Annotated in this window: 25 protein-coding genes; 14 read left to right on the forward strand and 11 right to left on the reverse strand. The window is 42.0% G+C overall.

Annotated elements, in window-relative coordinates:
- Positions 1-100 precede the first annotated feature (100 nt).
- Together B3Q46_RS06785 and B3Q46_RS06790 are read left to right on the forward strand one after the other, a co-directional pair.
- Positions 101-757 carry a potassium channel family protein gene (locus B3Q46_RS06785; RefSeq protein WP_208461706.1) on the forward strand — a complete coding sequence of 219 codons (657 nt, stop codon included), beginning with the start codon at positions 101-103 and terminating at the stop codon, positions 755-757.
- Positions 754-2094, forward strand: a complete 1341-nt coding sequence (locus B3Q46_RS06790; protein ID WP_034170353.1) for a TrkH family potassium uptake protein — start codon at positions 754-756, stop codon at positions 2092-2094. Before B3Q46_RS06785 ends, B3Q46_RS06790 begins: the two co-directional genes overlap by 4 nt.
- 63 nt (positions 2095-2157) lie before the next feature.
- Here the strand turns inward: B3Q46_RS06790 and B3Q46_RS06795 are convergent, their stop codons facing one another.
- From B3Q46_RS06795 to B3Q46_RS06805, 3 genes are all read right to left on the reverse strand, one after another.
- Positions 2158-3300, reverse strand: coding sequence for a phospholipase A (locus tag B3Q46_RS06795; RefSeq protein WP_104426161.1), 1143 nt, complete (start codon positions 3298-3300; stop codon positions 2158-2160).
- A gap of 22 nt (positions 3301-3322) precedes the next feature.
- On the reverse strand, positions 3323-6262 hold the full coding sequence (locus B3Q46_RS06800; RefSeq protein WP_104426162.1) for an insulinase family protein: 2940 nt from the start codon (positions 6260-6262) through the stop codon (positions 3323-3325).
- A gap of 147 nt (positions 6263-6409) precedes the next feature.
- The gene (locus B3Q46_RS06805) at positions 6410-6859 is read right to left on the reverse strand and encodes a GNAT family N-acetyltransferase (protein WP_034170350.1); all 450 of its coding nucleotides are present in this window, start codon (positions 6857-6859) and stop codon (positions 6410-6412) included.
- A gap of 261 nt (positions 6860-7120) precedes the next feature.
- Between B3Q46_RS06805 and B3Q46_RS06810 the strand changes: the two genes are divergently transcribed.
- The 3 genes from B3Q46_RS06810 to B3Q46_RS06820 are packed head-to-tail and all read left to right on the forward strand — an operon-like array spanning position 7121 to position 9089.
- A complete protein-coding gene (locus B3Q46_RS06810; protein WP_286714029.1) occupies positions 7121-8125 on the forward strand; it encodes an adenosine kinase in 1005 nt (334 codons plus the stop codon).
- 14 nt (positions 8126-8139) lie between these two features.
- The gene (locus tag B3Q46_RS06815) at positions 8140-8448 is read left to right on the forward strand and encodes a Rieske (2Fe-2S) protein (protein WP_373684488.1); all 309 of its coding nucleotides are present in this window, start codon (positions 8140-8142) and stop codon (positions 8446-8448) included.
- A gap of 20 nt (positions 8449-8468) precedes the next feature.
- A complete protein-coding gene (locus tag B3Q46_RS06820; protein ID WP_034702547.1) occupies positions 8469-9089 on the forward strand; it encodes an OB-fold-containig protein in 621 nt (206 codons plus the stop codon).
- A gap of 58 nt (positions 9090-9147) precedes the next feature.
- On the opposite strand, the gene B3Q46_RS06825 is transcribed toward B3Q46_RS06820, so the two are convergent.
- A complete protein-coding gene (locus tag B3Q46_RS06825; protein ID WP_104426164.1) occupies positions 9148-9822 on the reverse strand; it encodes a YidB family protein in 675 nt (224 codons plus the stop codon).
- A gap of 113 nt (positions 9823-9935) precedes the next feature.
- Positions 9936-10406 (reverse strand): DUF6231 family protein, encoded by a 471-nt coding sequence (locus tag B3Q46_RS06830; protein WP_104426165.1) that lies wholly within the window; start codon positions 10404-10406, stop codon positions 9936-9938.
- 35 nt (positions 10407-10441) lie between these two features.
- Between B3Q46_RS06830 and B3Q46_RS06835 the strand changes: the two genes are divergently transcribed.
- Positions 10442-11314: a DUF2797 domain-containing protein gene (locus B3Q46_RS06835; protein WP_104426166.1), complete on the forward strand. Its 873-nt coding sequence runs from the start codon at positions 10442-10444 to the stop codon at positions 11312-11314.
- A 110-nt stretch (positions 11315-11424) separates the two neighbouring features.
- On the opposite strand, the gene B3Q46_RS06840 is transcribed toward B3Q46_RS06835, so the two are convergent.
- From B3Q46_RS06840 to B3Q46_RS06850, 3 genes are all read right to left on the reverse strand, one after another.
- Positions 11425-13290 carry a SurA N-terminal domain-containing protein gene (locus B3Q46_RS06840; protein WP_104426167.1) on the reverse strand — a complete coding sequence of 622 codons (1866 nt, stop codon included), beginning with the start codon at positions 13288-13290 and terminating at the stop codon, positions 11425-11427.
- A 130-nt stretch (positions 13291-13420) separates the two neighbouring features.
- Positions 13421-13693, reverse strand: a complete 273-nt coding sequence (locus B3Q46_RS06845; protein ID WP_004786051.1) for an HU family DNA-binding protein — start codon at positions 13691-13693, stop codon at positions 13421-13423.
- A gap of 157 nt (positions 13694-13850) precedes the next feature.
- Positions 13851-14330 carry a phasin family protein gene (locus tag B3Q46_RS06850; protein WP_034170344.1) on the reverse strand — a complete coding sequence of 160 codons (480 nt, stop codon included), beginning with the start codon at positions 14328-14330 and terminating at the stop codon, positions 13851-13853.
- A 205-nt stretch (positions 14331-14535) separates the two neighbouring features.
- Between B3Q46_RS06850 and B3Q46_RS06855 the strand changes: the two genes are divergently transcribed.
- From B3Q46_RS06855 to fdx, 8 genes are all read left to right on the forward strand, one after another.
- On the forward strand, positions 14536-15186 hold the full coding sequence (locus tag B3Q46_RS06855; protein ID WP_104426168.1) for a hypothetical protein: 651 nt from the start codon (positions 14536-14538) through the stop codon (positions 15184-15186).
- Between the two features lie 111 nt (positions 15187-15297).
- Positions 15298-15771 (forward strand): Rrf2 family transcriptional regulator, encoded by a 474-nt coding sequence (locus B3Q46_RS06860; protein ID WP_004786058.1) that lies wholly within the window; start codon positions 15298-15300, stop codon positions 15769-15771.
- Position 15772: 1 nt separating this feature from the next.
- Entirely contained in the window at positions 15773-16990 is a 1218-nt protein-coding gene (locus B3Q46_RS06865; RefSeq protein WP_104426169.1) for an IscS subfamily cysteine desulfurase, read from the forward strand.
- A gap of 104 nt (positions 16991-17094) precedes the next feature.
- The gene (gene iscU / locus B3Q46_RS06870; RefSeq protein WP_004786061.1) at positions 17095-17481 is read left to right on the forward strand and encodes a Fe-S cluster assembly scaffold IscU; all 387 of its coding nucleotides are present in this window, start codon (positions 17095-17097) and stop codon (positions 17479-17481) included.
- A gap of 36 nt (positions 17482-17517) precedes the next feature.
- Positions 17518-17838: an iron-sulfur cluster assembly protein IscA gene (iscA, locus tag B3Q46_RS06875; RefSeq protein ID WP_004786063.1), complete on the forward strand. Its 321-nt coding sequence runs from the start codon at positions 17518-17520 to the stop codon at positions 17836-17838.
- Between the two features lie 131 nt (positions 17839-17969).
- Positions 17970-18485: a Fe-S protein assembly co-chaperone HscB gene (hscB, locus tag B3Q46_RS06880; RefSeq protein ID WP_104426170.1), complete on the forward strand. Its 516-nt coding sequence runs from the start codon at positions 17970-17972 to the stop codon at positions 18483-18485.
- A gap of 39 nt (positions 18486-18524) precedes the next feature.
- Positions 18525-20384 (forward strand): Fe-S protein assembly chaperone HscA, encoded by a 1860-nt coding sequence (gene hscA, locus B3Q46_RS06885; RefSeq protein WP_104426171.1) that lies wholly within the window; start codon positions 18525-18527, stop codon positions 20382-20384.
- 15 nt (positions 20385-20399) lie between these two features.
- On the forward strand, positions 20400-20738 hold the full coding sequence (gene fdx, locus B3Q46_RS06890) for an ISC system 2Fe-2S type ferredoxin (protein ID WP_034702567.1): 339 nt from the start codon (positions 20400-20402) through the stop codon (positions 20736-20738).
- Between the two features lie 73 nt (positions 20739-20811).
- On the opposite strand, the gene B3Q46_RS06895 is transcribed toward fdx, so the two are convergent.
- The 3 genes from B3Q46_RS06895 to mfd all read right to left on the reverse strand — a co-directional run bounded on the left by B3Q46_RS06895 (position 20812) and on the right by mfd (position 26482).
- Positions 20812-22302, reverse strand: a complete 1491-nt coding sequence (locus B3Q46_RS06895) for an adenylate/guanylate cyclase domain-containing protein (protein WP_104426172.1) — start codon at positions 22300-22302, stop codon at positions 20812-20814.
- Positions 22303-22359: 57 nt separating this feature from the next.
- Entirely contained in the window at positions 22360-22794 is a 435-nt protein-coding gene (locus B3Q46_RS06900; protein ID WP_004786072.1) for an HIT domain-containing protein, read from the reverse strand.
- Between the two features lie 226 nt (positions 22795-23020).
- Positions 23021-26482, reverse strand: coding sequence for a transcription-repair coupling factor (mfd, locus tag B3Q46_RS06905; RefSeq protein ID WP_104426173.1), 3462 nt, complete (start codon positions 26480-26482; stop codon positions 23021-23023).
- Positions 26483-26518: the final 36 nt, after the last annotated feature.

The raw sequence follows: 26518 nt of genomic DNA on the forward strand, positions 1-26518 counted from the left end.
AGTATTTATGTAAGACCAGATAGCTGAAAACTATAAAAATCTTTAAGATACGTACTTAGACATGAACTGATTTGAAATAAAAAGATTTAGGGAAATATGCATGGCTTTATTTGCAGTCATTGGGCTGGGCAGCTTCGGTGCAACAGTAGCGACTCAACTGATCAGCCTGAAACATGATGTGATTGGAATCGACCTCGATAAAAAATATGTGGAAAATATTTCCGATCAGCTCACCCATGCGGTCATTGCCGATGCAACCGATGAGCATGTTCTGGATGAACTGGATATCCAGCGCTGTGAAGCAGTCGTAGTCGCAATTGGTGAAGATATTGAAGCCAGTATTCTGTGTGTACTGCATCTGAAAAATATGGGTGTAAAGAAAATCTGGGCCAAAGCCAAATCCAAAGCCCACCATATGATTTTGACTCATCTGAATGTCGAAAAAATTATTCATCCTGAAGAAGATATGGGCGTCCGTGTGGCACAATCACTCAGCTATCCGATGGTTAGCCGTTATATGTCACTTGAAGATGATCACTATATTGTCAAAATTGAGATTCATGCCGATCATCATGACACTCCTTTACGCCAGTTAATGAACCAGGTTCCCGAAATTAAAGTTCTTTTGCATAAACGCGGCACTGAAATACAGCATATCGTAGATCTTGAGCTGTTACTTAAAGAAGGTGACATTCTGGTAGTGGAAGGATTGCTGGAGCCTCTACGCCGTTTGTCCAAGCATTTTAAGGCCATATGAAAAGCTCAAATTTAAACCAGAATAGGATTGTTAATCTCAGTCCACCGAGTCTGCTGGCCTTAGGTTTTCTCGGACTGATTTTTATTGGTTCTTTATTACTGATGCTGCCCTTTGCCCATCAAACTGAAATCAGCTGGTTAGAGGCGATTTTTACAGCGACTTCTGCAGTGACAATTACCGGACTGTCTGTGGTCAATGTTGGTGAAGCTTATACACCCTTTGGGCAGGTCGTGATTATGTTCCTGCTGCAATGTGGTGGTCTCGGTTTTATGACCTTTGCCATACTCGCCTTCATGAGCCTGTCTCCTAAACTTGGTTTAAGACAGCAAGTGATGGCACAGGAAGCTATTGGCCAGACCAGTTTGAAGAAAGTCAGTTTTACCATTAAAGCAGTTTTCCTATATTCCCTGTTTTTCGAAGCGATTGGCACCCTGATTTTAACCTTGGCTTGGCTGGAAGATTATCCTTTTGGTGAAGCACTGTTTTATGCGGCTTTCTATAGTGTTTCTGCGTTTAATAATGGCGGATTTTCCCTTTTCCCCAATAGCTTGATGAGCTTTTCCGGCCAGTATTTTGTGACCTTTACGATCAGTATGCTGTATATCATTGGCGGGATCGGTTTTCTGGTTCTGATGGATGTAAAACAGAATAAAAGCTGGCGCAAACTCAGTCCGAATAGCAAGCTGATTCTGACTACGATTATGGGTCTTAACCTGAGTGCTTTTATTGTACTCTGGCTATTAGAGGCCTCTAATCCACAAACTTTAGCGCTGATGAGCGTGGGTGATCAGGCACTCAATGCCTGGTTCCATGCCACAGTTCCCCGCTCTTCGGGTTTTTATAGTCTGCCCATGGACCAGATGAGCGATGCCTCTAGTCTAGTCACCATTTTTTTAATGTTTATTGGTGGCGGCTCCTTAAGTACGGCGGGTGGAATTAAAGTTGGCACCTTTATTATTGTGGTGATCAGCGTAATCAGTTTTCTACGCCGTGAAGATGAAATTCGCTTGTTCAATCATTCTATTTCTGAAAAAACCACTTTTAAGGCTTTAGCGGTTGTGTGTATTACCGCAGGTCTGGTCATGACCGGTTTTATGAGTTTACTCATTCTAGAACCCGATCATGATTTTTTAGATTTACTGTTTGAGGCGGTTTCTGCCGCCTGTACGGTCGGATTAACGCGTGGTGTTACTGGAGAATTGCAACCAGCGAGTTTAATCATTCTGATGCTGATGATGTATGCGGGTCGTCTAGGACCTTTGACCCTTGCCTATTTAATTGCAACACCGAAAAAGAGCCGTCTTAAACATCCGCCTTCAGAAATTCAGATTGGTTAAGATTTAAATGAATTCACATAAGCAAAAAACCACGCATAAGCGTGGTTTTTTACATGAAACAGATTAGTACCAATTCATTAAGGATACACCCAAGCCCACATAAGTTGCACGGTGATTATAATCAATCAGACTTTCACCATAACCATCAAAGAGCTGGAATTGACCGCGTAGACGCCCACTGATCGGAAATGACCAGTCGAACTGTACCGCACCACGGTTATCATCACCACCTTTAAGTGTATGACGCAACATCAGGGAAAAATCGTGGGCATTATGACGATAAAATGCAGTTAAATCTCCACGCCCGATATAGTTTTTAATCTCGGGATTATTGTCATCTGCACGATCTTCTTCGATACGATACCAAGGGCGCAGCATTATGGCGAAGTTGTCTTTTTCGAAACCGAGATTCAGCATTACCCGGTTCCAGCTACGAGATAATGGATCGGAACGGCCATTAGATTGATGATTCAGGGTTAGTCCCAGCATACGCCAGTTCAAACCAAACAGATCATAATTGGTACGGAAGATCAGGCTTGCTTCAGGCTCATAATTGGTTTCACGAAATGGTCTGGACTCTTCCGAGTTATATACCTGCCAGCGTGAAGACTGGGTATAACCCAGCCAGAGATCACCGTTATCACCCAGAATATTTTCAACCGCCTTGGTTTTTAAAGATAACTGGAATTTCCCTTCAATCGAGGTCAAATTCTGGTCTTCTTTAACCGTGTTATTTGGGTTTTCGCTTTGCGGAAACTCGTTTTTCTTGGAAGTCCAGAATCCTGGCATCAGATAAATCGGCTGATAGGAACGGATATTCCAGGTACCCAGTTTACTTTCCGGCGACAATTCCCAACGACTATCCAGCAAGGATAAAGTCGGAGTCAGCTTTGATCCTTCTGAAGCATAGATATTGGAAACGGTTTGTTCAATTTTTGCTTTGAGGTTATCAGGTTCGGGCGCAATTTCTATGGCTGCACGCCGTTCAGAAACAATATCTGGCTTACTATCGGCCGGTATTTTAAATACCGCATCATAACAGGCCAAGCGTTCTGAATTGGTTTCAACCGCAGAGCAAGCCTCCGCCGTTGCCGGCATCGGACTACTCGCTACAGTTTTATCTTCCGCATTAACTTGCGTCCCAACTACACAGCCAAGCAAAACGCCCAGCTGCAAAGTTGAGCGCTTAATAGAATTAAGCGCCATCCTCTATCCTCATTGTTTTTATTTATTGAACTTGCTGAATTGTAAAGCCGAGTTGTTCTAAAGTTTCTCGTTTGGCAAATGGCGCAACCACCGCTTTTGAAGCTTGCTGTTCAACCAGATAAGTCTGTGCGACACGTTTCAAATCATCTAGAGTGACATGCAACAAACGTTCCCGAAGCTGTTTACGGAATGCTGGCGTACGTTGATGCAGGTAGGCATAACAGGCAGTAATCGCTTCACCTGCTGGTGACCCCGGTTTGTCCATACTGGCAATTAAACCCAAGATGGCTTCTTCCAGCTGATGCGGTTGTTGAGGTGCGTTAAGCAACCATTGGATACTTGCATCAAAGTCCTGGAAAGTCTCTGCTAAGCGTGGATCGCGATAACTATAGAAGCGGAAAGAACATGCATTTCCGTCATAGCTTGCGCCACCACCATAAGCACCGCCTTTTTCACGGATTGCGCTATGCAGATAACCATTACGCAAGTAGCCTGCCAATACCATCAAGGCAGCAGCATCAGGATGTGAAACTTCTACCGCAGGATAAGCTGCTGCACAGAACTGCACATTGGTCTGAATCAACCAGGCTTCATCATTGCTGTGATTAACTTTTTCAACCTGAGTCAATTCTGCAGGTGCAGTATTCACTTCCAGCTTATCCCAGACATTTTGAATTTCTTCAATCAGACGCTCAGACTGCTGTTCTTCACACACCAACAGGAATTGTTTTGGTGCTTGCAGCAAGACTGCATGAATGCGTTTTAATTCATCAATCATGGCGTCATAAGCTGCTGGATCTTTTTCAGCCTGATTGACCAAGTTAATCAGCCAGTTCAAAGCACCCAGACCGGTATTATGATAATCACGCAAGGCTAGAGCGCTATGCTGACGTGATGCCACTTGCATCGCATAGCTATGACCCGAACCGGAAATACGTGATTGCCAGCGAGTTTTACGCTGTTGTAATAACTCAATAATACGGCCTTTTTCATCAAAGCGTAGCTGCTCAAAACCGATCTTTAACAGACGGATCGCATCCAGATGGCTAGCCAAAGATTTAGTCGTTAAAGTTAACCACGCACTGATCTTGTTTTTGTCATCCACTTTAGAACGCAATGAAGCGCCCATGCCCAGACCACCACTGACTGCTGTTTGCAGTTGCTGGAATTGCAGGTAATCATATTCACCCGCACCAACTTCACCCATTAAAATAGACAACAGGTTGAAATACGGTGATTGCACCACTTCATCTGGAATTTTCACCAATACCTGTTGGTAATAAATCCCATTAGTACCTGCATGATAAAGATTCAACGGCGTATCTACGCGGTTACAGATAATCTCACGCAACTGGCCTTGAACAATCTGCAATTCCGCAGGCACATCTTCCAGACCAACTTTAGGTAACAGATTCAAATCGTCTGGGGTATCTTGACGGATCTTTAATGCTTCAGTTTGGGCATTGATCTCTGCTTTTTGTTCTTCAGTTAAAGCTTTACCAATTTCAGCTAGACGTGCTTTTTCTTCTTCCGCTTCTTTGGTAGATTTGCTTGCATCCGGAACCAGAGTCAGTTGAACACGGTGCGGGTTATCTAAAAGATGATCTTTAATCAGATTCGACAGCCACATTGGATCTTGCAACTCTTCTTTTACTGAAGCAATTGCAGAGTCCACATCCCAGACTTCAACTGGATCACGATGGTGAATTGCACTGCTTAAGCCGCTTAAAATCAGGCTTAGACCATACGGTGTACCATCACCATTGATTTCACGCTGATGCAATTCGATCTGATGTAGGATCGCATCTACTGCCTGTTGATCAACAGGTTTAGAGGCAACTTCTTCCAGAACTTTGAAAACTCCGTTTTTGAATTCTTCAGCATGTTCAGGGTTTGAACCTTGAACCGCGCAGTAGAAGGTCATTTCAAAGTTGGAATCATCTACGCCCATGAATGGGCCAGTTGACTGTGCATAACCACAGGTTTCCAAGTAATGACGTAAGGGAGATGCTGAATCTTCCAGCAAAATCCCTTCTACGAGACGCAAGCCTAAACGTAACTTGATATCACTCGCTTCTGGCAATAACCATGACAATACGTGATAAGTCTTGTCCTTCAGATCTTCCCCATCAACTGCATAGGTTTCTGTTACATTGAGTGGCGCAGTTAAACGGGTTTCTGGCGTTGAATAAAGTGTTTCACCTTTTCCAAATTTAGACAGTGCCAGATTTTCAAACTGTTCCTGTAACTCAGCAGCAGATTTATTACCAAAGGTCATAAATACTGCATTACTTGGGTGATAATGCGTTTTATAGAAGTTCACCAGCTCTTCATAAGTCAGGTCTGGAATATCTTTAGGATCGCCGCCTGAGTTGTAGTGATAAGTGGTGTCCGGGAATAAGTGATGCGCCAAAGTATGATAAAGCTGATCTGAAGGTGAACTCATTGCCCCTTTCATTTCATTAAATACCACGCCTTTATACACTGGCTCGCCATTTTCCAGCTCAATACGGATACCTTCCTGAGCAAAATCCAGCGGATTCAGGTTCGCAGCAAAGGCCGCATCCATATAAACTTCTAATAAGTTCTGGAAGTCTTTATCATTTTGAGTTGCGAATGGATAAGCCGTCCAGTCTGCCGCTGTAAAGGCATTCATAAAAGTATTAAGCGAACGGCGAATCATCAAGAAGAACGGATCACGTACCGGGAATTTTTCTGAGCCGCACAGTGCAGTATGTTCCAGAATGTGCGCTTCACCTTTCGAATCCATTGGCTGGGTGCGAAACGCAACAAGAAAAACATTTTCATCATGATTGGTCGCCAGATGATAATGGGTGGCGCCAGTCACTTTATGCTTATATTCAGACACTAAAATGTCTAAAGCTTCAACATGTTGTTGACGTACCAACTGAAACGCAGGATGTACAGTTTGAGAAATGGTTTCAGTGACATCTACAGTCATGCGATCTCCTAATGCTTAAATTAAAAAATTATTATTCGCATTATAGCTGTAGTTGTTTGAATTATTCACGCAGAAAACCGAGGATTTTGATCGAATTAAGTAAACCTGATCATCTGATTTTTAAATGATCAGGTTTGGCAATGATCTCTAGATCATATACTTGAAATAGTTATAACTCGGGTGGTTTTCAACAAAGACATAGTTCTGTTTTTGATAGAAACTGGCGGCCAGTTTGGTATCGGTCTGTAAACAAAGTGCTGAATAAAATGGTCGTGCCAACTGCTCCAGATAAGCCAGAAGCTGCTTACCTACACCATGTTGACGATATTTTGGATGCACATAGAAGCGACGTACCCGGCCAATTCTTTCTTCAATGCCGTTATCGCCCCATTGCTGGTTTAAGCCGCCACAGGCAATCAGTTTATTGCCATCATAGGCACAGGCCAGAAATTCATTATTTTGACTGAAACAGTTTTTTCCAGTGCGGTATTCTTCAATTAACTTATCAATCAGGTCATAACCTTCTTTACGCGCCAGTGTCGCTAAAGTGTCAATCTGATCAGGGAGCTGCTCGGCTGTTACAATCTTAATATCCATATACCCACACTGTTTTAGATGATTGTTCAAATGTCGCACCAGTATAACTGCTTGGTACTCTAATCTTATAAATAAAATCCAACCTTTAAATCAATGGCTGCACTCGCTACCGTTTAAAAATAAACCAATTCTTAGACCAAAGATTCAAGCTGAATAAGTTACAGTATTTTTTAAAGTATTCTGAAAATGTTTCAGTGAACTACAGCAAACCCGAGCAATCGTGTAAACTTAGCACTTTCATTTTTAATGTGATATTTGGATATGTCTACTGTTGACCTTTTTGCGATTGGCAATGCGCTGATTGACCAGGAATTTAAAGTTTCTGATGAGTTTTTAACTGCACATCACTTGCAAAAAGGCACCATGCAACTTGCGGATGGTGAAGCTCAGGCTACTCTGTATCAAAACTTAAAAGCAACTCAAACTTATAAAGGTCAGGCTTCAGGCGGTTCAGCAGCCAATACTACAGTTGCATTTGCAGCTTTGGGCGGCTCTGCATTCTATGCCTGCCGTGTCGGTAATGATGATTTGGGTCATATCTATCTGCATGGCTTAAATGAAGCTGGCATTAAAACTACAACCCAATCGATTAGTGAAGGCGTAACCGGCACCTGTATGGTTCTGGTCAGCCCAGATTCTGAACGTACCATGCATACCTATTTAGGTATTACTGCTGAACTGACAGATGAACAGATTGACTTCCAGCCTTTAACAACTGCTAAATGGCTCTATATCGAAGGTTATCTGTCCACTTCAGAAACAGCACGTCAGGCCGTAAAACAGGCGCGTGAAATTGCCAGAGCCAATGGGGTTAAAATCGCATTTACCCTTTCTGATCCTGCCATGGTGCAATATGCCTGTGCCGGTCTGGATGAAATGATTGCAGATGGCGTTGATCTCTTGTTCTGCAACCAGCAAGAAGCATTGATGTATACCGAAACAGATACCATCGAAGCAGCTCTGGCTAAACTCAAGGAATTAAGTCAATACGTTGTCATTACAATGTCAGCTGATGGTGCGCTTATTTCCAATAATGGTGAAACCTTTACTGTGCCGGGCCGTGCTGTAACTGCAGTGGATGCCAATGGGGCTGGCGATGCTTTCGCGGGTGCTTTTTTATATGCGCTTAATGCGGGTCTTGGCTTAAAAACAGCAGCAGAACTGGCAATTTTGGTGTCTAGTCAAGTGGTAGCGCAATTTGGGCCACGACTGGCGGTTTCAGAATACACCGCATTATTAAAAGATGTTCTTAAGGAATGTGCTTAATGTTTAAAATTTGCATGACTGACGATATTCCAGAGCGTGAAGCACGCTCTTTTGAACTTCCGAATGGGGATACAATTTTTATTACCCAGCGTGATGGTTCGTTTTATGCTTACCAAAATATTTGTCCACATTTACAGGTAGAACTGGAATTTCTGGAAAACCAGTTTCTGGACCGTGATCAGGAATTTATTGAATGCTCTACTCATGGCGCGCTGTTCGTAGTCGAAAGCGGTGAATGTATTTCTGGACCTTGTCAAGGCCAATCACTTGAAAAAGTTGATATTACCGTGCATTCTGATGGCGGAATTTATCTTTCAGAATAATAGCTAAAACGGATTTTGCCATGCCTGAGTTTTTACTTGACTATAACCTGATGCCATTTCATCTCAGTTTATTGTTCATCATTCTGCTTGGCGTGGCAAAAACAGTTGCCTTCTATTTTAAGCTTAAACCCAGTCAACTCCTGGAACGCATTTCTCCATATGACTTTCAGAATGTTGAATGGCTAAATGTCAAATTTTCCAAAACCCTGATTGTTTTTTTCTTCCTGATGAATTTTAGCTTTTCCGGCTATTTTCTTCAGTTTCTGATCTATTCACAGGAATATCATTTCTTACCTGCCTATTACATCATTCTACCGGCATTGATCATTGCGATTTTCTTTACCGTATTTATGATTCATTGTCTGGATCAGGTTATTCCACCTAAATATAAAAAGAATGATGTAAACCTGCTAGGCCGTTTAGCCACAATTTCGAGCGGCAATGCCCGTCCCGGTTTTTCTGCCCAAGCGCGAGTTCGGGATGAGTATGGTCAATTGCATTATGTTCAGGTCGAACCTGAATTTGGCGAACTGGAATTTCAGTCTCAGATTATTTTAATCCGTCTTAGAAAATCGCATTATGTGGCCAAGAAGATCTGTAAATCCAACCGACTCTTTAGCTTGAATCTGGAAGAAGCTTAAAGAATTCAATAGAAAAAATCCCGGCTAAAAGTCGGGATTTTTTATTGGATAGATTTATTTATTTTTTAAACAAGCCTGAGACCATATTCAATACATTCTGAATATCATTATTGGCTTCCTGCTTGCTGGTTTGCTCACCTTGTGGTGTCAGTGAATCAATAATCTGCGGCAAGACCTGAGAAATGGCGCTATAGACATCCTGTTTAGGCACATGGGTCTGTTCTGCGACCTGTTCTACTTCCTGGTCATCAAACAGGTTTTGTACCTGCTGCGGATCAACATTGGCATTTTCACCCGGGCCAGTAGAGACCCAGTCATCGACCTGGCTATTTAAACCTTGTCCTTTGAGTTTGTCCAAGGCTCCTTGCAAACCGCCCTGTTTCTGAATCCAGGCCAAGACCAGGGGCAAGACAGCAATCAATAAAGTCTTTGTCGTTGAACTGCCACCCGGTCCAGAACTCGGTCGAGCGGAAGATTGGCTCCCACCTCCGAGCTGACTGAGTACAGAACCTAAAATTGCACCTAGACCATTTTGCTTGTTTTGCTGTTGTGAGTTTTGATGCTGCTGATTTGGATTCTGGTTTTGCTGACTGGCATTATTGATATGACCCAATACTGATCCCAGAATATCTGCCAATCCCCCTTGCTGGGATGAACGCTGCTGGGATTGCGACTGGTTATTTCCCAAGGCTTGCTTGGCCAGCATTTCCACAATACTACTAAGATTGGTCATAACTCATTCCTGTATACGCCTTCTCTACAGAATAGAGTCTGGGCTTATATTTTCCATGCAGGATTTTGTTAATATTTGCAATACTGATATAAGTCCTTCCTAGCTTTCCAATTTTACCAGCGATATTTATCCCAGTTTTCAGGGTTAGCCCAGAATTTAGAGTTAAACCAGTCTGGCACATGTTTATAAGTCAAAATATTGAATTGCCAGAGTGCAAAATCTGCCTCATGAACTGTCTTGTCAATCAACTGGGTCAGACCTAGAGACCTGAGCAGTTTTTCATCCTGCAAGCGACTCACCACAACCAGACGTTTTGCAAATAAATCACGCATTTTAACCAGAATTTGACTCTTCTGCTGTTCTGACAATGCTAAGGTTTCAGGAGTGTCCAGCATCATTACTGCCAGGTCATAACGCTGTTGAAAAGGCAGATTTAAAACCTCAGATACGTTAAAATAGTGCCATTGAATAGATTGCTGAAACTGAGATTGGGTCAAATCCTGCCCGATACAAATAGCAGTATGAATTGGCTGTTCCTTGGCGAAATCGTCTAGCATTGAAGTGATGACATTCTGTTCAGCCATGACTGCATCCTTATGATTTAAGTGAGTAATTTTTTATGGAACTTCAGGGCATTTGCCATAAAATGCACGTCGGTCTTACAGACCTTAGTGTAACTGATCAAAATACCCAGCGGGCAAATGTTGAATACAAATTAATATTAGATGGATCAGAAATTAACCTTCCATTCCAGTTAGGTCAGGAAATCGAGATTGAATGGACAGGAAATATCTATTGTGTTTCTTGCGGCAAAAAAACTTCTAAATCATTCTCACAAGGCCACTGTTTTAAATGTTTTAAAACTAAAGCTTCATGTGATATGTGTATCATGAAACCGGAAACCTGCCATTATCATTTAGGCACTTGCCGGGAAGATGAGTTTGCACAGAATGTCTGCTTCCAGCCACATATTGTTTATCTGGCCAATTCTAGTGCATTGAAAGTCGGAATTACCCGGATCAATCAAATGCCGACTCGCTGGCTGGATCAGGGTGCAACTCAAGCCCTTCCTATCATGAAAGTGGGTTCTCGCCGTCTTTCCGGTAAACTGGAAGTGATGTTTGGTACTCAGGTCGCAGATAAAACCGACTGGCGTAAATTACTCAAAAGTGAAGCGGAACCTTTAAATCTGATTGAGGTTCGCGATCAGCTGATTGAAGAATTTGCACCGAAAATCCAAACTATCCGTGAAGAGTTTAATCAGAATTTGCAGTTTAATGAGAATATTGAAGTTTTGGATAAGGAATTACCACGTGAGTTCATCTATCCGATAGAGCAATATCCAGAAAAAATCAAATCTCACAATTTAGATAAAACTCCAGTGATCCGAGGCAAACTACAAGGGATTAAAGGCCAATATCTGATTCTGGATACTGGTGTGATTAATATCCGTAAATATACAGGTTATGAGCTAATTTTTAGAGCGGAATAAAATGACCGGATTTCAGAAGAGAGTTATATGCTCTCTTCTTATTTTGGATATTATTTCTTACTTAAGAAAATAAAAAACCAGCCCGTAGGCTGGTTTTTTAAAAGCGAATCTTATTTGATTTTTGCGTGAGATTTTAAGTAACGCGTATAATCATCAAATTCTTGTTGACCACGAAGCTGTTGATACAATTTCACCAGCTCACTACGTTGCTCTGCACTTAAAACATCGATCGGATTTTTCTTCACTTCAGAAACTGCCACAACCACCAATTCATTTGGCATATTTACTGTCGTTACTGACCAGTGACCTGCTTTAGGCGCTGGCACGCTAAATGCTGCACGTTGTACATCACGCTTAAGCAGACCTTCTGCGCGTGTATAGATGCCTGCATCTTCAAATACCAGTTTACCTTTCGCAACGGATGCTGCAGGCTTGGTTTTAAACTCATTCAATGCAGTTTGAACTTCAGCTTTGGCCGCAGCAAATGCTTTATCTTGAATCAGTTCCGCTTTTACTGCTGGTTTAGCTTCTGCCAGTGTCTGCTCACCCGCTGCATGATAATTGCGAACTTTTACCCAAGCCACATCACCATTGGCTAACTGAATGCTTGAAGATGCATTACGGTCGCCATTTTTCACGTCATCATTAAACAGTTTAATTTTGACAGCTGCATCACTTAGCAATGGATCACGTGTCGCAAGTGTCACACCATTTGCTTTCTGAACCTGAATACCCTTCACTTCCTGAGCAACGACATCTAGCGAGTCCGCACTTACGACCATGTCATTCAGACTGTTTACCGTATCAGAGAATGCATTAGATTTTTTCGCTGCCAATACTTCTTCAGATAAACGTGCTTTTTGAGATTCAAAAGATGGAACTGCTACATCAGGCAATTGGACTGAAATAATATGGTAGCCATAATCTGTTTTAACAGGCGCTGAAACTTGACCAGATTTTAAGGATGCAACAGTCTGATCAAATGTAGTACCGAACACGCCTTTTTCATAGACAGCAATAGCACCGCCTTTAGATTTAGATTCAGGATCCTCAGAGTATTGAGCTGCTGCTTGTGCAAAAGTGGTACCGGCTTTGATTTTAGCTGCAATTTCGCTTGCCAATTTTTTGGCCTCAGCATCGCTACGACTATCTGCAGTCACCAGAATATGTTTAACCTCTGGTTTTACATTCTGCTTCTGGTCAGCCACAAATTTATTATAGGCTTCCTGCAATTCTGCATCAGTGACCGCTACATTGGCAGTATCAATATTGCTCGGCTTGATCACCACATAATCCACATCAACGCTACTTGGTTGCTTGAATTGGGATTTGTGCTTTTCATAATATGCTGCAATATCAGCTTCTGATACTTTTACTGCTTTTTTATAGCTGTCCAGATTCACGCTAGCGATATGAATATGACGCTGTTCAGTTTGCAGATCTGCAATTTGCTGCATTTCAACCGGACTAACTAGTGGATAATCCATAAAAGTAGAAGACAGCATTTTCAATGCATGGTCTTTACGTAAACTTTCTACTAAAGCATTGTTGGTCATGCCAATTGATTTCAGGTAATTTTCATATAAAGCATTAGAAAATTTGCCATTCTCCTGAAAAGAAGGCTGCTGTGAAATCATTTGTGCAATTTGCTGGTCACTCAGGCTAATCCCCAGTTTTTCAGCCTGTTGCAAGAGCAAGGTACGCGCAACCAGAGTATCCATCGCTTTTTGATCGATGAAGCTTTGATTTAATAAGGTTTCATCACCATTGGCATAACTTAAGTATTGTTGTTTGAATGATTTTGTCAGTGACTCTAATTCTTGTTTAGAGATATCAGTTCCATTGACTGATTTTGCTGCATCAGAATTCCCGCCGCTAAAATATCCTTCAATACCTACAAGCGCTAAAGGGGTTAAAAACAGAACGAGCAAGACCTTGCCCAACCAACCCTTAATAACTTTACGAAAAGATTCCATAAGTATTCCAATATTTTATTTGCAGAGGATTTTAACCGAAAAAACCCATTGAATGAATGTGTTAATCAAAACAATTAAATCTATCAATAAAAAACGCGCCAAAGAAGGCGCGTTTTAGGATTGAAGCAGCTTAAGCAACAGCGTCTTTTAAGCCTTTACCTGCTTTGAAGCTAGGTACTTTGCTTGCTTTAATTTCAAGAGTAGCACCAGTTTGTGGATTACGGCCAGTACGTGCAGCACGCTCTTTAACGCCGAAAGTACCGAAACCAACTAGAGTTACTGTATCACCCGCTTTTAAAGCTTCAGTAACAGAAGCAATTGTAGCATCTAAAGCTTTACCTGCGTCAGCCTTAGATAATCCCCCTTTCTCTGCAATTGCATCAATTAATTCTGATTTATTCATGAAAACTACGTCCTCTTAATATCGTTTATTTAAGGTCCAAGAATTTGTTTAAACTACCATAACGCCTTTATAGCAATGCTTTAGGTATAAACGCAATACTTATAAACCTCTTTTTTTTCAAAATATATGCGAAAAAAACATTGAATTATGAAGAAAATCATTTTGTGTGTATTTTTTCCGATAATTCTTTCTGTATTTTTTCTTGCTGCAAGGTCAATTCATCAACCTTGGCATGCAACTGAAGAATTAAACGCTCCAAATGTTGTACATCCTTCAGTGTGACTAATCCTATACGATTCAAGGAATGATGAACAGAGTTGTCGATCAGTTTTTCAACCTTATCTTTGGTATCTGTCACAGATTCGCGTGCTTTTTCGGAGACTTTTTCCACAGTTTGATCTGCAATATCGACTGTTTTGGATTCTAGCTCTTCTCCGACCTTGACCAGCGAGTCAAACAGTTTATTGCCTTCTTCCTCTGCCCGGGAAAATGCCCCAAGACCAGCCAACCAGATCTGCTTGGTATATTTACGAAAGTCCAGCATTGAACGTCGCTCTGAAGCAGACTTTGACTTACTCTTCACTGGTTTTTCAATCAATTCCTGATCTGTATCTTGTGTCGTTTTTGTTTTATCCATGTACACGACTCCTGCTTATTTTCTATGCAAATATCATAAAATTATCTACAAAATCACCGCATAATAGCAAATTAAGGGCTTGATAGATTTGCTAAACTGTTCTACAAAGCACTTTATTTCAAGTCTAATTTGATTTAACCCTGAAATCTTTTACTCAGCAGGATGCTTTTTCATTTTAATTTTCAGGTAAGGATTGGTTTTATATATGAGTGAATCGCAACAAAGTCAAAATCAACCACATTTGTTGCTTACGATGACTTTGATCGTTTTAGAAACAATATTCACGTTCATTCTCAAACATGACCGTGTTGTTGCTCTTCAGGCGAAGAAGTTTGTAGATGAGAATATTACAATAAAAATCAATAGTTATATTCCCTATTTTGATTTCTATGTTCAATTTACCAAAGACGGGCTGTTATTTGACTATAAAGCACCAGGCAGAGTTATTGATCTGGATGTTCGTACCACTTTAATGGATCTGATTAAGATCTTTATCTTTGGTAATCGCAGAAGCATTCGTGCGATGCGTATTGACGGTAATCAGGTTTTAAAAGACGAGTTCCGGGATTTACTGACTTTATTTGCCTTACCTAAAGTATTGTCCGACTGGAAGCACTGGTTATCTGAACCACCAGCAGATGAGACCGATATTGTTTCATCAAGAAAACGTATTGCGCCTTTATTAAAGAAAATTGAAGATCAACGTTCTAAAATTAATAGCCTGCAAGTTGAAGTTAAACAGTATCGCAACCGCATTAAACGTATGGAACGCCGTCAAAAGCGGATCAATATGGTCTTTAGTATAATCACAGTACTTTTGATTGCGTTATTAGTGTATAATTGGATCAGCGCGTAATTCTTTCATTTTCAGAAAATTAAATACGCTCGCCATTCACAAAAATAACTTGACTAATTTAGTCGGGATTCATAAAATCTACACATCTAGTCTAACCATGTGTATCGAATCATGCGCCTAACCACTCGCGGTCGCTACGCAGTGACTGCTCTACTTGATTTAGCTTTGCAGCCATCTGAACAAACGATCACGCTTGCTGAAATTGCAGCACGTCAAACTATTTCTGTTGCCTATCTCGAGCAGTTATTTGCGAAACTAAAACGTCATGGTCTAGTTTCGAGTGTTCGCGGTGCCAATGGTGGATACCATTTAGCACGCAGCGCAGATGAAATTACTGTGTTAGCAATTATTGAAGCTGTAAACGAAACAGTCGATGCGACTCGCTGTGACCATAAAGGCAACTGCCAAAATGGCGCGATGTGCTTGACTCATGATTTATGGCAAGAACTCTCCCACCACATTGCCGATTATCTCGCAAAAATCACCCTTGCTGACCTTGTAGCCCGTGACAACGTTCAAACCGTGTCATTACGCCAAAATTCAGCAAACATTGATTCAGCCCTTTTATCGGTTACAGGTATTTGACATGAAACGTCCGATTTATCTTGACTATGCAGCAACAACTCCGGTAGATCCTCAAGTTGCAGAACGTATGATGGAATGCTTAACTTTCGAAGGCACCTTCGGTAATGCAGCATCTCGTTCACATGCTTATGGCTGGCAAGCGGAAGAAAAAGTTGAATACGCCCGTGAACAAGTGGCGAATTTAGTAAAAGCTGATCCGCGTGAAATCGTATGGACTTCAGGTGCAACTGAATCTGACAACCTTGCATTAAAAGGTGTGGCTCAGTTCTATGCATCTAAAGGCAAACACATCATCACTTCTAAAATTGAACATAAAGCAATTTTGGATACTTGTCGTGAGCTAGAGTCTGAAGGTTTTGAGATTACTTATCTTGAGCCGCAACCAAAAACTGGCTTAATTACCCCAGAAATGGTTGAAGCAGCGATTCGTCCGGATACCATTCTTGTTTCCCTGATGATGGTAAACAACGAAATCGGTACGACAACTGATGTTGCTGCGATTGGTGAAATCACCCGCGCGAAAAAGATTTTCTTCCACGTTGATGCTGCACAGGCTGCGGGTAAAGTTGAAATCGATCTTTCTCAATTGAAAGTCGATTTGATGAGCTTCTCTGCACATAAAATCTATGGTCCTAAAGGTATTGGTGCCCTGTTCGTACGTCGTTCACCACGTGTACGTCTAAAAGCACAAATGCATGGTGGCGGTCATGAACGTGGTATGCGTTCAGGTACTCTTGCAACTCACCAGATCGTTGGTATGGGTGAAGCATTTGAACTTGCAGGCAAAAATTTACAGTCTGAACAAGCTCGTTTACGTGTACTTCGTGACAAGCTTTGGAATGGCTTACAAGATCTTGAACAGGTATTCTTGAACGGTCACCCAACTCAAAACGTTGCAAACTACTTAAACGTAAGTTTCAACTTTGTTGAAGGTGAATCATTGATGATGGCACTGAAAGATGCAGCGGTATCTTCAGGTTCAGCATGTACATCTGCAACACTTGAACCATCTTATGTACTTCGTGCATTAGGTCTTTCTGATGAGCTTGCACACAGTTCGATTCGCTTCAGCTTTGGTAAGTACACCACTGAAGAAGATATCGATCACGTTTTAAATATCACTAAAGCTGCTGTTGAGAAATTACGTGAACTTTCTCCGCTTTGGGATATGTACAAAGAAGGTATCGACCTTTCTACAGTTGAATGGGCTGAGCACTAATTTTTGACTCTGAGATAGCTGTATTTACACTGCTATCTCATTGATAAAAAATTTTTAATCCCCATATTTATATTAAGGCTGACCCCGAGTTTTGGAGAAGCAACATGGCTTATAGCGAAAAAGTAATTGATCATTACGAAAACCCACGTAACGTTGGTGTTTTAGACAAAAATGCAGAAAACGTTGGTACTGGTATGGTCGGTGCACCTGCTTGTGGTGACGTAATGCGTTTACAGATCCAAGTAAATGATGAAGGCGTGATTGAAGAAGCACGTTTTAAAACTTATGGTTGCGGTTCTGCAATTGCATCAAGTTCATTAGTGACTGAATGGTTAAAAGGTAAAACCTTAGACCAAGCACAAGCGATCAAAAACATTGATATCGCAAATGAATTGGCTCTTCCACCAGTAAAAGTACACTGCTCTGTACTGGCTGAAGATGCAATTAAAGCGGCTGTTGAAGACTACCGCAACAAGAAGTCTAAAGCTTAATCATTCGTTTTTTGAAGAAAGATTCACGGAGTTTTCATGATCCACTTAACTGAAAATGCAGCAACTCATATCAGCAATTACCTCAAAAGTCGCGGTAAGGGTGAAGGCATTCGTGTTGGTGTGAAAACTTCAGGCTGTTCTGGTCTTGCTTATGTTCTTGAGTTTGTCGACGAAGTCGATACTCATGACCAGGTCTTTGAACAGTTTGGTGTTAAAGTTTTCGTAGATCCAAAAAGTCTGGTGTATCTCGAAGGTCTAGAAATGGACTACGTAAAAAACGGCTTGAACGAAGGCTTCGAATTTAACAATCCAAATAAAAAAGGCGAATGTGGTTGTGGTGAGTCATTCACTGTCTGATTGCAGCAATAATTCTCTTTTTTCAGCATTAAAACAGTGTGAAATACACTGTTTTAATTGCATTTAGGCAGTTATTTTAATTGTCATCAAGCTTAATCATTTTTGCATATTAATCGCGGACTCTATCTCCCATGAATCATTTTGAGTTGTTCAATCTTCCTGTAGCACTCGATATTGATTTAGCCACTTTAAAAGCAGAGTTTTTAAAGTTGCAGCAACAATATCACCCCGATAAAGCTGAAGATAAAGATCAGGCTTTGATTAAATCAAGCGAGATCAATCAGGCATTCAAGGCTTTGTCAGCGGTTGATAGCCGTGCAGCTTATTTACTGTCTTTAAAAAAACAGGACTATCATCTGGATCAGTCTATTAGCGATTTTGAATTTCTTCAGGATGCGCTGGAAATTCGCGAACAATTAGATGAAGCTTCATCGGCTGAAGATCTTTCTTCTCTGAAAGTTGAAGTTCAGCAATGGATTGATGGTCTGGTTCGTGAGTTCAAAATCGACTATGAAGATGAAGACTGGAGTGAAGCTCGCGATACCGTGCGTAAACTGCGTTTCTTTGTTAAAGTCATGGCAGACATCGACAAAGCGGAAGACCGTTTCCTAGATGATGACAGCTTTGATCTTGATGATGAATTTTAATTTTTCTATTTAATTTTAACGTGCAAAGGATGTAACACTATGGCTCTCTTGCAGATTGCAGAACCAGGTCAATCAAGTGCACCACATGAACACCGCATTGCGATTGGTATCGATTTAGGCACCACCCACTCTTTGGTTGCCACGGTTCTTTCAGGTCAAGCCAAAGTACTCAAAGATGAACAAGGTCGTGTGTTACTTCCTTCTATCGTTCATTATGCAGCACAAAGCACTGAATATGGCAATGATGCCAAACCTTTTATTACCACCGATCCTAAAAATACGATTGTATCCGTAAAACGTTTTATGGGTCGCTCCCAAGCAGATATTAAATTCCAGCATCCTTATGCCTTGGTGGGCGAAGCGAATGAAATGCCGGCATTTGAAACTGCGCAAGGACGTAAAACGCCAGTTGAGATTTCTGCGGAAATTTTAAAGCAGCTTAAAGAACGTGCTGAAGCCAGCTTAAAAAATGAGATTAATGGTGCCGTGATTACGGTTCCTGCGTATTTCGATGAAGCACAACGCCAGGCAACACGTGATGCTGCGCAACTGGCCGGTTTAAACGTTCTGCGTTTATTGAATGAACCAACGGCTGCTGCGGTAGCTTATGGACTGGATCAGGAAACTAACTTGAGCACAGATCGCAACTATGTGATCTATGACTTGGGCGGCGGTACCTTTGACGTATCCATTCTGCGTTTCTCTCAAGGTGTGTTCGAAGTATTGGCGACTGGGGGCCATACTGCTCTAGGTGGTGACGATCTGGATCGTCTGATTTTAAAATGGGCTAAAAAACAGCTTAATATCGAAACCCTAGATGATGCTGAATATGCGCATTTCATTACTGCTGCGCGTAAAGCTAAAGAAGCATTATCTGATACAGACTCAGTTGAATTAAAGCTGCTTGATCAAAGCCTGACTTTAGATCGCCCGACTTTTGAAGAAATCATCAAGGTTGCTTTGGATAAAACCATCAGCGTTTGTAAGCGTGTCATGCGTGATGCCAAGCTGGAACTTGATGATATTCAGAATGTGGTGCTTGTAGGTGGTTCTACCCGCTCGTACGCCGTGCAAAAAGCAGTACGTGATGTGTTTAACCAAGAGCCTCTATGCACCATTAACCCGGATGAAGTGGTTGCGATTGGTGCTTCAATTACAGCGAATCAGCTCATTGGCAACAGCAAAGATGGATCATTATTATTAGATGTGACTCCACTTTCTCTTGGTCTGGAAACCATGGGCGGTCTGGTTGAGCGTCTGATTTCACGCAATACCGCGATTCCAGTCGCACGCCGCCAGGAATTTACGACCTATCAGGATGGCCAAACCGCTATGCTGATTCACGTAGTTCAAGGTGAACGTGATCTAGTAGAACATTGTCGTAGCTTGGGCCGTTTTGTACTGCATGGCATTCCGCCAATGACCGCAGGTCAGGCACGCATTGAAGTGACTTTCCAAGTGGATGCAGATGGCTTGTTGACCGTTTCTGCCAAAGAAATGACTTCAGGTGTGACGGCACAAATCGATATCAAACCATCTTATGGCTTGTCGAGTGAAGATACTGAACGTCTGCTGTTAGAAGGTTATCAGTTTGCTGAAGAAGACAAAAACCTTCGTCATCTGCAGGAAACCAAGGTGGAAGCACAACGTGAACTTGAAGCACTGGTTCAGGCACTGAAAGTAGATGCTCAATTGATGAATGAACAGCAATTGGCAGAACTGACTGCTGCGCAAGCACGACTTGAGTCCGAGCTACAAGGTACAGATATCAAAGCCATTGAATCTGCAGTAGAACAGCTTAAAATACATAGTGATGCGTTTGCTGCTCTGCGCATGAATCAACATATTGATGCTGCCCTTAAAGGCACTAAACTCGACGATTGGTCAAACTCAAACTAATTTAAGGTAAAGACTATGCCACGTATTAAAGTTCTTCCACATGCGCAAATTTGCCCTGAAGGCGCTGAGTTTGAAGTTGAACAAGATGCCAATCTATGTGAAAGCATGCTGAAAAACGGAATCAAGATTGAACATGCGTGTGATATGTCATGTGCATGTACCACTTGCCACGTAATTGTTCGTCGCGGTTTCGACAGCCTTGAAGAAATGAATGATGTCGAAGCTGATCTGCTCGATCGTGCTTGGGGTTTAGAGCCTGATTCCCGTCTGTCTTGCCAAGTGAAGATTGTGGATGAAGATCTGGAAGTTGAAATTCCAAAATATACCATTAATCATGCTTCAGAAAATCACTAAGATTCTGAAATCAAAAAACCACGCTTAGGCGTGGTTTTTTTATGGTCTTTATCATTTATTTAAATCATAAAAATTAGATGACTTTTGATTGTTCAGCTGCTCGAAATGCTTCTTCAGCAGATAAAGGTTCAATCACTTCATCTTCAAGTTTTAATTTCACAATTCCTTGAGAGTTGGTCAGTTGCTGCTGGGTTTGAATGCGTTTAATCATTTTCTCCAGTACATGCAATAACTCTGGATAATCATAGTTTTGCACTTCATCCAGATTTAACAGTAAATGAAAACCTTTATATTGATAATCAAACCAGCGCTGATATTCAACTTTCTGGAAGGCATATTTTTCCATCACTTGCCAAGTGCGAACCGGCGCCTTAATCCCTTTCAGGAAAATTGGCTCTTTAGGTGCACATAGATAGTCATTTTTGATCAGGTTATGGGTATCTTCAGAAATCAGGATTTCATCAACTTCCGCAGCACTTTGTAAGCGTGCAGCCAGATTGGCATCACGACCAACAATAGTATAGGCCATACGGTGATTGGCACCATAGTTCCCCACGTGGCAATAACCGGTTGAAATCCCCATACGGATATGTAATGGCGGATAACCCATTTTAATCCAGCGTTCGCGTAACAATTTCATTTGCTGACGCATTGAAATTGCCATTTCCAGACAGTTTTTAGCATCCTGCTCTACACCATCTGAATGCGGATCGCCAAAGAAGATCAGGATGGCATCACCCATGAACTTATCGACTGTTGCTTCATATTTCTTGGCGATTTCAGTCATATGGCTTAAATAGTCATTCAACAGGAAAGCCAAATCATCCGGAATCAGAGTTTCAGAAAGCTCTGTAAATCCCTGAATATCCGAAAAGAAAATCGTGAGTTTTTTACGTTTGTATTCGATCTTAGCTTCAGATTCGCCTTTCATGATGGATTGCCATAACTGCACTGGCGCATAACGGCTGAGCTGATTGGCGAATTCCATATAACGGTTCATCTGGTCGAAATAATGGTTTTTCTTCTGGGTCATATATTGCATACGACCGCTTTGATAGAAATTTCCAACACCAAAATAAGTAATCAGACAGATGAAACCTAGTACGGTGAGTTCGGTACTGGTTGGACTGAAATAGCTGGTAAATCCAAAAATGCCAATGGTAGACAGATAAAAGATCATGGTGCCAATCAGGCCAGCCAGTGACACCATCATGAATGAAATCTTGTTATTAATGGCGGTATACAGCAATGTAACTACTGCCAGTAGAGACAACACCAGATCCAGATGCACAGCTGCAAGTACAACCGATACGATAATCACATCTAGAACAAAGAAGAAATTACGTTTTAAATTATAGTCATATTTATAAATCATCCACCGGGATAATTTCGGTGTGATCACCAAAACCAGTGCCAGAAATAACGGAACAAAAATCTGGTAATTGGTGTCCGGTTCCGTGTAGTGATAGACGATCAGAACCAGAGACAGCATGATATATCCCATCATCCGATGGAAATATTCAAACTGTTTTGGTTCCTGATGAATCCAGTCGTCTAATTGCACTCAATTACTCTCTTAAAGTCCAAAATCCTGAATGGACCATAAAATGTATGTCAACGCTTAGTCCATACGCCAGTCAAATGGCATATCCCCTTGACCGCGTAAAGCCAGCATCAAGGTTTGACGCATATGTGCCAATACTTCACTGCTATAAGGAACTGCTGGAGTGCCCCATACCGGCTTAGGCCATGCCACATCGTTTTGATAACGAACCACATGATGAAAATGCAGTTGTGGCACCATATTGCCCAAAGCTGCGACATTCATTTTGTCGGCACGGAATACACGCGCTAACTGGCTAGATAACCAGCTTGATTCACGTAAAAACTGCTCTTGGTCAGCTTGGCTCAATTCATATAATTCGGTAATGCCTGGTACACGCGGAACCAGAATCAACCACGGAAATTGCATATCATTCATCAAACGACATGTTGATAAAGGAAAGTCGCCTACAAAAAACGTATCTTGAGCAAGTTGTGGATGCAAACTAAACATATCTTTATAAATGATGCAAAATTAGAATGATGGCTAATACTACCATATACAATTGCGGCTGAGTATTGTAAGCGGGCGCTTTAGGGCAATTTTGTATGAATTGTGAAGGACAAAACGGCAAACTATTAGCTTAAATAATTTCATATGAAAACAAGCTGATATTCACACTATATATATAAAAATGAAATATAGTGTGAATATTCATATTCCATGAAATCTAAAAATATTAATTTAGCTCTTTTAATAGGCTATCCAGTAAATCGCTGATGAACTGGATTCGTTTTTGATAATCTTCCAGCATCACCATCACTTTCAATCGCTGGCCGCCTTCCATCCTGAAATATGTCGGATGTTTCTGCATCATCTGGATAATACTCATGGCTTGAACTGGTGTATCTGGTGAAAATTCGATATGGCCACCCTGCCCACCAATGTCAATTTTGGTAATGCTCAATTGCTCGGCTTTAAGACGTAGCTGATGCACAGCAAATAATTGTTTCACCGGTTGCGGCGGAATGCCAAAACGGTCAATCAGTTCCATACGGATATTATCGAGTTTTTCCTGAGTATCAGTATTACTGATGCGTTTATAGAACAGCAAGCGCTGATGTACATCACCCAGATAATCGTCCGGAATCAGGGCTGGCATATGCAGGTTGATTTCCGCAGTTAAAGACAGTGGCGCATCAAAATTCGGCGTTTTACCTTTTTGAATCGCTTTAGTCGCCTTTTCCAGCATTTCCATATACAGGCTATAGCCGATCGCCTGCATCGAACCACTTTGCTGCTCACCTAGAAGTTCACCTGCACCGCGAATTTCCAGATCTTCGGTGGCCAGCATAAAGCCTGCACCCAAAGTCGAGGCACGTTGAATCGCTTCCAGACGTTTTTCTGCATCACCTTTCAAGGCTTTTAGGGATGGCACTAACAGATAGGCATAAGCCTGGTGATGCGAACGCCCAACCCGGCCACGCAACTGGTGTAACTGTGCAAGACCGAGCTTGTCTGCCCGCTCAATAATAATAGTATTGGCATTAGGTACATCAATCCCGGTCTCAATAATGGTCGAGCACACCAGAACATTGTATTCCTTGTGATAGAACTGCTGCATCACCTGCTCCAGTTCACGCTCACGCATTTGCCCATGGGCCACAATGACACGTGCTTCCGGCACCAGATTCCGGATATTTTCTGCAGCACGGTCAATGGTATCGACTTCATTATGCAGGAAATAGACCTGACCACCACGCAGTAATTCACGCAGAATCGCCTCCCGAATGGTGTCGCTGGTATGTTCCTGCACAAAAGTTTTTACAGCCAGACGGCGTGCTGGTGGCGTCGCGATAATCGACAGATCACGCATTCCGCTAAAGGCCATATTCAAGGTACGTGGAATTGGTGTTGCGGTAAGAGTCAGCATATCCACATCGGCACGCAAGGCCTTAATACGTTCTTTATCACGCACCCCGAAACGATGTTCTTCATCAACAATCATCAGCCCCAGATTATGGAACTGGACATTTTCCTGTAAAAGCTTATGGGTGCCGATGACAATATCGACTTTGCCATCTGCTAGGTCTTCAATGGTTTTGGTATGAGCTTTAGAAGAACCGAAACGGGAAAGCACTTCAATGCGTACTGGCCAATCCGCAAAACGGTCTTTGAAAGATTCATAATGCTGCTGTGCCAGCAAAGTAGTGGGTACTAATACCGCAACCTGGCGATTATTTTGTACCGCGACAAAGGCTGCCCGCATGGCGACTTCAGTTTTACCAAAACCGACATCACCACAGACCAGACGGTCCATTGGTTTTGCAAGTTGCATATCATATAGTGTGGCTTCAATCGCATTGGCCTGATCCGGTGTTTCTTCATAAGCAAAGCCGCTAGCAAACTGCATATACAGACTTTGATCAACCTCAAAACTGATCCCCGGCTTAGATGAACGACGTGCCTGAATATGTAATAACTCGGCTGCGACATCATGAATCTGTTCCAAAGCTTTACGCTTGGCTTTATTCCAAGCATCTGTACCCAGTTTATGTAAAGGTGCTAGATCTGGATCGCCACCACTATAGCGGCTGATCAGATGCAGGTTAGTCACCGGGACATAGACTTTAGCGCCTTCAGCATAGTCCAGTTGCAGAAATTCATGATCCTGATCATCGATACTTAAAGTAATTAGGCCTGCATAACGTCCCACACCATAATCAATGTGTACCACTGGTGCACCAATGCTTAGCTCGGTCAGACTGCGGATCAGGAATTCTTCTGATACTTCCTGCTGACGCTTGCGACGACGTTGGACCACACGATGTTCGTAAAGCTGATTTTCCGAGATCACACTGATCCGATTTGTCAGAACAAGACCACGTTCCAATGGTGCACTGGTAATCGCAATCGCATGCAGAGAATCGACAAAAGCATCAAAGTTTTCTACGGTCGGAATATCGCCCAGACTTGGGCGCAGCGCATCTTTTAAGGTTTCACGACGACCGGCACTTTCAGCAACCAGTAAAACCGGATGATCGGCCGCATCAATATATTTTTTGACTTCGGTAAAGGGCTTTTCACGTTTTGGATCAACAGGCAAGCGTGGTGGTAACTGGGTATCCAGATTAATCACGCCGGCTTTCTCATCAAAAGCTTCTTGTGCCGCAATGATGCGACTAAACTGATTTAGCTGTTCTAAAAGCTGATTGGTCGGACAGAACAGTGTTTCAGGCGGCAGAATCGGCTGATCAATATTATGACGGCGATCTTCATAACGGCGAGTTACGTCCTGCCAGAACTGTTCTAAACTCTGCTCCAACGCCTTATCTGTAATGACAATGCCATTCTTTGGTAAGTATGAAATTAAGGTACTTTGCCCTTGCATCGCTTCATGACTAAAGAATAAAGGCAGGTAGAACTCAATTCCCGGTGAAGCAATGCCATCCATTACATCCTGATAAATTGGATTTTTCTTTGGATTAGCTGTGGGGAAAAATTCTGCATAACGGTCACGGAAAGTAGCACGACCCTCCTTCAGTGGAAATTCTTGTGCAGGTAATACGGTAAATTGTTCTAGAGTTTGCGTAGTACGTTGCGTTTCCGGATCAAAAAATTTCAGGGTTTCAATTTCATCATCGAACAGGTCAATCCGGATTGGTGCATCCTGACCTGAAGCATATATATCGATAATGCTACCGCGAACTGCAAATTCACCATGATCATAAACGGTGTCGACCAGATGATAACCAGCCTGAATCAGTTTTTTCTTTTGCTGTTCCAGATCCAGCTTTTGCCCGACTCGAATATCGAAGTGTTCACCCAGCACCCATGAAGTAGGTGCAACACGCTGTGCCAATGTAGAAGCTGCCAGCAACAATACGCCGCTTTGGGGCATATTAGATAAAATTGCCAGACGTTCGGAGACGATATCCTGATGCGGTGACAGACGGTCATAAGGCAAAATTTCCCAATCTGGAAATATGGTCGGTTTAATCCCATAAAATTCCAGTTCACTTTCCAGTTGACCCAAATGCTGGTTATTACGCGCAACAATAACAAATAGACGCGATTGTTGCTGCTTGATAATTTCTTTCAGCAATAATGCAGTAGACGAGCCTTGCAGATTGCCTAACCAGCGTTTCTCGCCTGCCTTGAGCTTGGGTAAATTAAGTTGGGAAATTTCTTGTTGGAACATGTATATAGCTTTAAAGTCTAAACAACATGAAGCTTA

This window comes from Acinetobacter sp. UBA2581, assembly GCF_002339435.1.
In the GTDB taxonomy this organism is placed as follows: Bacteria; Pseudomonadota; Gammaproteobacteria; order Pseudomonadales; family Moraxellaceae; genus Acinetobacter; species Acinetobacter variabilis.